Annotated in this window: 6 protein-coding genes; 3 read left to right on the top strand and 3 right to left on the bottom strand. The window is 63.4% G+C overall.

Translation table 11 applies throughout. The features are described from left to right. Positions 1-86: 86 nt before the first annotated feature. The gene (locus IAE33_RS12495; protein WP_028634675.1) at positions 87-947 is read right to left on the bottom strand and encodes a glycine betaine ABC transporter substrate-binding protein; all 861 of its coding nucleotides are present in this window, start codon (positions 945-947) and stop codon (positions 87-89) included. Positions 948-1,142: 195 nt separating this feature from the next. Between IAE33_RS12495 and IAE33_RS12490 the strand changes: the two genes are divergently transcribed. Then, positions 1,143-2,705 carry a glycoside hydrolase family 17 protein gene (locus IAE33_RS12490; RefSeq protein ID WP_201163724.1) on the top strand — a complete coding sequence of 521 codons (1,563 nt, stop codon included), beginning with the start codon at positions 1,143-1,145 and terminating at the stop codon, positions 2,703-2,705. 13 nt (positions 2,706-2,718) lie between these two features. Here the strand turns inward: IAE33_RS12490 and IAE33_RS12485 are convergent, their stop codons facing one another. Next, positions 2,719-3,072, bottom strand: coding sequence for a hypothetical protein (locus tag IAE33_RS12485; RefSeq protein WP_201163723.1), 354 nt, complete (start codon positions 3,070-3,072; stop codon positions 2,719-2,721). Positions 3,073-3,261: 189 nt separating this feature from the next. Between IAE33_RS12485 and IAE33_RS12480 the strand changes: the two genes are divergently transcribed. Together IAE33_RS12480 and IAE33_RS12475 are read left to right on the top strand one after the other, a co-directional pair. Next, entirely contained in the window at positions 3,262-4,560 is a 1,299-nt protein-coding gene (locus IAE33_RS12480) for a serine/threonine protein kinase (RefSeq protein WP_028634671.1), read from the top strand. Next, positions 4,553-5,380 carry an MlaA family lipoprotein gene (locus IAE33_RS12475; protein WP_028634670.1) on the top strand — a complete coding sequence of 276 codons (828 nt, stop codon included), beginning with the start codon at positions 4,553-4,555 and terminating at the stop codon, positions 5,378-5,380. The genes IAE33_RS12480 and IAE33_RS12475 overlap by 8 nt, the downstream gene beginning before the upstream one ends. Before the next feature lie 45 nt (positions 5,381-5,425). On the opposite strand, the gene IAE33_RS12470 is transcribed toward IAE33_RS12475, so the two are convergent. Then, positions 5,426-6,361: a lipid A biosynthesis lauroyl acyltransferase gene (locus IAE33_RS12470; RefSeq protein WP_028634669.1), complete on the bottom strand. Its 936-nt coding sequence runs from the start codon at positions 6,359-6,361 to the stop codon at positions 5,426-5,428. Between the last annotated feature and the right edge of the window lie 24 nt (positions 6,362-6,385).

The raw sequence follows: 6,385 nt of genomic DNA, 5'->3' as shown, positions 1-6,385 counted from the left end.
GCGTAGGAGCGAGCGCAGCTCGCGATGCGCCGCGCGGGCGGCGCTCGATCTAACAGGCGCTAAAGAAATTTCGGCCAGCGCCTAAATCACTTACCCGTCCACTCCTTCACACGGTCAGGGTGCTTGGCAACCCAGTCCTTGGCAGCGGCTTCAGGCTTGGCACCTTCCTGGATAGCCAGCATGACTTCGCCGATCTCATCCTTGGACTGCCAGCTGAACTTCTTCAGGAAGTCGGCCACTTCAGGGGCCTTGGTGGCCAGTTCCTTGCTGCCGATGCTGTTCACGGTTTCAGCAGCACCATAGACGCCTTTCGGGTCTTCGAGGAACTTCAGTTTCCATTTGGCGAACATCCAGTGCGGCACCCAGCCGGTCACTGCGATGGACTGCTGCTTGGCATACGCGCGGCCCAGTTCGGCCGTCATCGCCGCACCGGAACTTGCCTGCAGTTTGTAACCGGTCAGGTCGTAATCCTTGATGGCCTGCTCAGTCTTGATCATCACACCCGAGCCGGCATCGATGCCGACGATTTTCTGCTTGAAGGTGTCATCGGTCTTGAGGTCACCGATGCTGACTGCCTTGACGTACTCAGGCACGATCAGGCCAATCTTGGCATCCTTGAAGTTGGCGCCGTAGTCGACCACGTTGTCCTTGTTTTTGGCCCAGTACTCACCATGGGTGACGGGCAGCCAGGCAGACAACATGGCGTCGAGCTTGCCGGTGGCCACGCCCTGCCACATGATGCCCGTGGCCACGGCCTGCAGCTTCACGTCATAGCCGAGCTTTTGCTTGATTACTTCGGCTGCCACGTTGGTGGTGGCCACGCTGTCAGCCCAACCATCCACGTAGCCAATGCTTACTTCTTTGGCCATGGCCTGTGTACCGCTCATGGCCAGTGCCAAGGCGGCGCCTACACCCAGGACACGTCGCATTTTTGTTAGAGTAGCCATCAAAGCATTCCCTCGTCAGGTCTTGGAGATTCCATCATCTGCCTGCATGGCAGCCGGACCTGATCCACCTGCGACCCCCAGGCGCCCATCCGCGACAGCACTGTGCCATTAGCGGCATGGGTGTGCTGCTGCCTGCGCGATACTTGCATGCCAAAGTGTTGGCGCCGGGCTACTATCCTCCCTTTTGCACCCGACATGGACTGCCCGATGCCCAGTACCGCCCGCTTGCTGATGCCACTTTACCTGCTCGCCTGCCTGCTGGGCCTGGTCGGGCTGGGCGGGCTCTGGTACGGGCTGGGCAAGCCTGTGCAGTTACCTGACGCTGCCGGCCCTGCGCACAAGTTGCAGTGCGCCTCCTATACCCCGTTCGACAAAGACCAGTCGCCTTACGACCAGCCGTTTCGCCTGCGCCCGGCACGCATGGATGCGGACCTGGCGCTGCTGGCTGAGCGTTTTCAGTGCATCCGCACCTATTCCATGAGCGGTCTTGAAGCCATCCCGGCGCTGGCGCGCAAGCATGGGCTGAAGGTGATGCTGGGTGCCTGGGTCAACGCCCACCCCGCCGACACGGACAAGGAGATCGCACTGCTGATCGCCGCCGCCAATGCCAACCCGGATGTGGTGAGCGCGGTGATCGTGGGCAACGAGACCCTGCTGCGCAAGGAGATCACCGGCACACGGCTGGCAGTGTTGATCACCCGGGTAAAAAGCCGGGTGCAGGTGCCTGTTACCTATGCCGATGTCTGGGATTTCTGGTTACAGCACCCTGAAGTGGCACCGGTGGTGGACTTTCTTACCATTCACCTGCTGCCCTATTGGGAAGATAACCCCCGTGGCATTGATGATGCCTTGGCCCATGTGGCCGACGTACGCCGGCAATTTGGCCTGCGCTTCGCGCCCAAGGGCATCCTGATTGGTGAAACCGGCTGGCCCAGCGAGGGGCGCCAGCGCGAAACAGCAGTACCCAGCCGGGTCAACGAGGCCCGTTTCATTCGCGGGTTCGTTGCCATGGCCGAGCAAAACGGCTGGCGCTACAACCTGATCGAAGCGTTCGATCAGCCCTGGAAGCGCGCCAACGAAGGCGCTGTTGGTGGCTACTGGGGGCTGTATGACGCCAACCGCCTGGACAAGGGCGTGCTGGAGGGGCCAGTCAGCAACCTGCCCGATTGGCCCCAATGGTGGGTGGCCAGCGCCGTACTGATGGGGCTGATGTTGCTGCTGGCCGGGCGGCCCAGCGGCACGCAGGCCGCCTTCGCGCTGCCGTTGCTGGCCGCATTTGGCGCGGGTTGCCTGGGGCTGTGGGGTGAGCTGATGCGCACCCATGCGCGGTTCGCTTCGGAATGGGTGTGGGCCGCGCTGCTGGGGGGGCTGAACCTTGTGGTGCTGGCCCACGGGGCCCTGGCACTGGCGCAACGGGCCGGCTGGCGCCAGCGGCTGTTCGCCGGGTTTCAGGCGCAGGCAGGCAGGGTGCTGCTGGCGGCCGGCGTTGCGGCAGCGGTGAGCATGCTGGCGATGGTGTTCGACCCGCGCTACCGCAGCTTCCCCAGCGCCGCACTGGCGCTGCCGGCGCTGGTTTATGTGCTGCGGCCGGTGCCGGTGCGGCGCCGCGAAGTGACGCTGCTGGCGTGCATCGTCGGTGCCGGGGTAGTGCCACAACTGCTTATCGAGGGCACTCACAACCAGCAAGCCTGGGTTTGGGCGGCCGTGAGCGTGCTGATGACGGCGGCCCTGTGGCGCAGCCTGCGTATCGCCCGGTAATAGCCCAGGCTCGCTAACGTACCAACCGCAACCCCGCCATCACCAACGCGAACACCGCAATGCTGGCGGTATACAGCACCAACGCCGGCACCGCGAACACCAGGGCCAAGCCGGCCAGCCAGGCGCCAGCACGCCCGCGCACCATCAGCCCCAGCAGCGCCAACGCCAACCCACCCCAGGCCAGTACCTGATAGTGAATGCCCAACCCCAGCAACGCGCGCACCTCACATTGCCAGTACGCCGCAGGCTGCGTGCACAGGCCCACCCACTGCCCGTCCTCCATCAGCCCGTAGCGCACGCCATAGCTGGCCGCAAGCCACAGCCCGACAAACAACACCGTCAATACAGCCGGCCATGTACGCGTCATCCATCTCTCCAGCAGTGGTCATAGAAAACGCGCATGATGGCGCAGGGCCCATTTCAAGGCAAAATGCCAGGCCTGCAGCTATGTTGCAGATAACAGGTACACCAAAGGCCATCACGCCCGGCAACTTTGCCTGGGGCGCCGTGGTCCTAGCCTGCACACGCGCCACCTTGCGTTCTTTTGGGGGATTACATGCTTCGATTTATGCGCCTCGCTGCCGTTCTCGGCAGCTTGCTCATGGCTGTGGCCGCTTCTGCGCGGGATATCGACGCCGCGAGCTATGGCTACCCCTTGACCAACCCGTTCGAGGCGACCATCGCCACCACGCCGCCAGACCAGCGCCCGATGCTGCCCAGCGACGATGAAATCGACCAGTCGGACTACAGCCTCACCCTGCGCCCAGAGCGCGAATTCACCCTGCCCGACAACTTCTGGGCGGTGAAAAAGCTCAAATACCGCCTGGCTCGCCAGGACCACGCCGCGCCGTTGATTTTCATCATCGCCGGCACCGGGGCATCCTACAGCAGCAGCATCAACGAATACCTCAAGAAGCTGTTCTACCAGGCCGGTTTCCACGTGGTGCAGTTGTCGTCGCCCACCAGCTTCGACTTCATCAGCGCTGCCTCGCGCTTCGCCACCCCCGGCATCAGCCAGGATGATGCCCAGGACATGTACCGCGTGATGCAGGCGGTTCGGGCCCAGCATGCACGGCTGCCGGTCACCGACTTCTACCTCACCGGGTACAGCCTCGGTGCGCTGGATGCCGCGTTCGTCAGCCACCTGGACGAAACCCGCCGCAGCTTCAACTTCAAGCGCGTGCTGCTGCTGAACCCGCCGGTCAACCTGTACACGTCCATCAACAACCTGGACAAACTGGTGCAGACCCAGGTGAAAGGCATTGACCGCAGCACCACCTTCTACGAGCTGATGCTGGAAAAACTTACCCGTTACTTCCAGGAAAAAGGCTATATCGACCTCAACGAGGCCTTGCTGTACGACTTCCAGCAGTCCCGTCAGCACCTGTCCAACGAACAGATGGCCATGTTGATCGGTACTTCGTTCCGCTTCTCGGCGGCCGACATCGCCTTTACCTCCGACCTGATCAACCGCCGCGGCCTGATCATCCCGCCCAAGCAGCCGATCACCGAAGGCACCAGCCTCACGCCCTATTTCAAGCGGGCCCTGCAGTGTGACTTCGACTGCTACATGACCGAGCAGGTCATCCCCATGTGGCGGGCGCGCACCGGTGGCGGCACCATTCTGGAACTGACCAACCAGGTGAGCCTGTACGCGCTCAAGGACTACCTGCAAAACAGCAAGAAGATCGCCGTGATGCACAACGCCGATGACGTCATTCTGGGCCCAGGCGACATCGGCTTCCTGCGCAAGGTGTTCGGCGACCGCCTGACCCTCTACCCCCATGGCGGCCATTGCGGCAACCTCAACTATCGCGTCAACAGTGACGCCATGCTGGAGTTCTTCCGTGGTTAACAAACTCCTCTTTGCCGCGGCGCTGCTGGCCGCAGGCCATACCCTGGCCGCAGAAACCGCCCCACGGGCCAGCGTGGTCGAGGGCGACCCGCAGGTGATCGGCACCGCGCCCCTCGCCCCAGAGGCAGACGGCTTTCTCGACCCGCTGCGCGAGCTGAAATTCAACCCGGGGCTGGACCAGCGCGAGTTCGAGCGCTCCACCCTGGAGGCATTGAACGTGTACGACCCGCTGGAGTCGGTGAACCGGCGCGTGTACCACTTCAACTACCGGCTGGACCAATGGGTGCTGCTGCCGCTGGTCAACGGTTACCAGTACATCACCCCGCGCTTCGTGCGCAGTGGCGTGACCAACTTCTTCAACAACTTGGGCGATGTGCCCAACCTGTTCAACAGCGTGCTGCAGTTGAAGGCCAAGCGCTCGGCAGAAATCACTGCCCGCCTGATGTTCAACACCATCATTGGCGTGGGCGGGCTGTGGGACCCGGCCACCCGCATGGGGCTGCCGCGCCAGAGTGAAGACTTTGGCCAGACGCTGGGCTTCTACGGCGTGCCGGAAGGCCCGTACCTGGTGCTGCCATTGCTGGGCCCGTCCAACCTGCGGGATACCACCGGGCTGGTGGTGGACTATGCCGGCGAACAGGCCGTCAACTACCTGGACGTGGCCGATACCAGCAAGAAGCACCCGGAAATCTTCGCCCTGCGTGTGGTGGACAAGCGCTACACCACCAACTTCCGCTATGGCCAGCTGAACTCGCCGTTCGAATACGAGAAAGTGCGCTACGTGTATACCCAGTCGCGCAAGCTGCAGATCGCCGACTGAAACCGCTGCGCCACTGCCACCCGCTGGGCAGTGGCGCAACACCGGTCAACGGCTTTTCTTGTCGTACAGCCGGGGCGCCCCTTCCGGGCGTGACTTGAACCGGCGGTGTGCCCACAGGTACTGCTCCGGGCACTCGCGCAACACACCCTCCACCCACTGGTTGATGCGCAGGCAGTCGGCCTCTTCGCTTTCACCCGGGAAGCCCGCCAGCGGCGGGTGGATCACCAGGCGGTAACCACTGCCGTCCTCCAGGCGTTTTTGCGTGAACGGAATCACCTGCGCCCGGCCCAGGCGGGCGAACTTGGTGGTGGCGGTCACCGTGGCGGCCGGGATGCCGAACAGCGGCACGAAAACACTTTGCTTGGCGCCATAGTCCTGGTCAGGTGCGTACCAGATGGCGCGGCCTGCCCGCAGCAGTTTGAGCATGCCGCGCACGTCTTCGCGCTCAACGGCCAGCGAATCGAGGTTGTGGCGCTCACGGCCGCTGCGCTGGATGAAGTCGAACAGCGCATTGCCGTGCTCGCGGTACATGCCATCGATGGTGTGCTGCTGGCCCAGCAACGCCGCGCCGATTTCCAGGGTGGTGAAATGCACCGCCATCAGGATGGCGCCCTGCCCGGCCTGTTGCGCCGCCTGCAAGTGCTCAAGGCCCTCGACGTGGGCCAGGCGCGCCAGCCGGGCCTTGGGCCACCACCAGCTCATGGCCATTTCGAAGAAGGCAATGCCGGTGGAGGCGAAGTTGGCCTTGAGCAGGCGCTGCCGTTCGTCAGCCGACAGCTCGGGGAAGCACAGCTCCAGGTTGCGCGCGGCAATGCGGCGGCGCTCGCCGGCAAAGCGATACATGACCGCCCCCAGCGCGGCACCCAGCTTGAGCAGCACCTTGTACGGCAACTGAACCACCAGCCACAACAGGCCCAGGCCCAGCCACAGGCCCCAGAACTTGGGGTGAAGGAAATAGGGGCGAAAACGCGGGCGTTCCATTGAAGCTTCCGGTAAGACAAAGGC

This window comes from Pseudomonas sp. S60 (assembly GCF_016647865.1).
Lineage (GTDB): Bacteria > Pseudomonadota > Gammaproteobacteria > Pseudomonadales > Pseudomonadaceae > Aquipseudomonas > Aquipseudomonas parafulva.
This window is presented reverse-complemented; position numbering and strand designations above follow the sequence as displayed.

Bases quoted from the DNA above. Each gene is read 5' to 3' on its own strand.
- IAE33_RS12495 (WP_028634675.1), bottom strand. From the start codon at position 947: ATGGCTACTCTAACAAAAATGCGACGTGTCCTGGGTGTAGGCGCCGCC.
- IAE33_RS12490 (WP_201163724.1), top strand. From the start codon at position 1,143: ATGGACTGCCCGATGCCCAGTACCGCCCGCTTGCTGATGCCACTTTAC.
- IAE33_RS12485 (WP_201163723.1), bottom strand. From the start codon at position 3,072: ATGACGCGTACATGGCCGGCTGTATTGACGGTGTTGTTTGTCGGGCTG.
- IAE33_RS12480 (WP_028634671.1), top strand. From the start codon at position 3,262: ATGCTTCGATTTATGCGCCTCGCTGCCGTTCTCGGCAGCTTGCTCATG.
- IAE33_RS12470 (WP_028634669.1), bottom strand. From the start codon at position 6,361: ATGGAACGCCCGCGTTTTCGCCCCTATTTCCTTCACCCCAAGTTCTGG.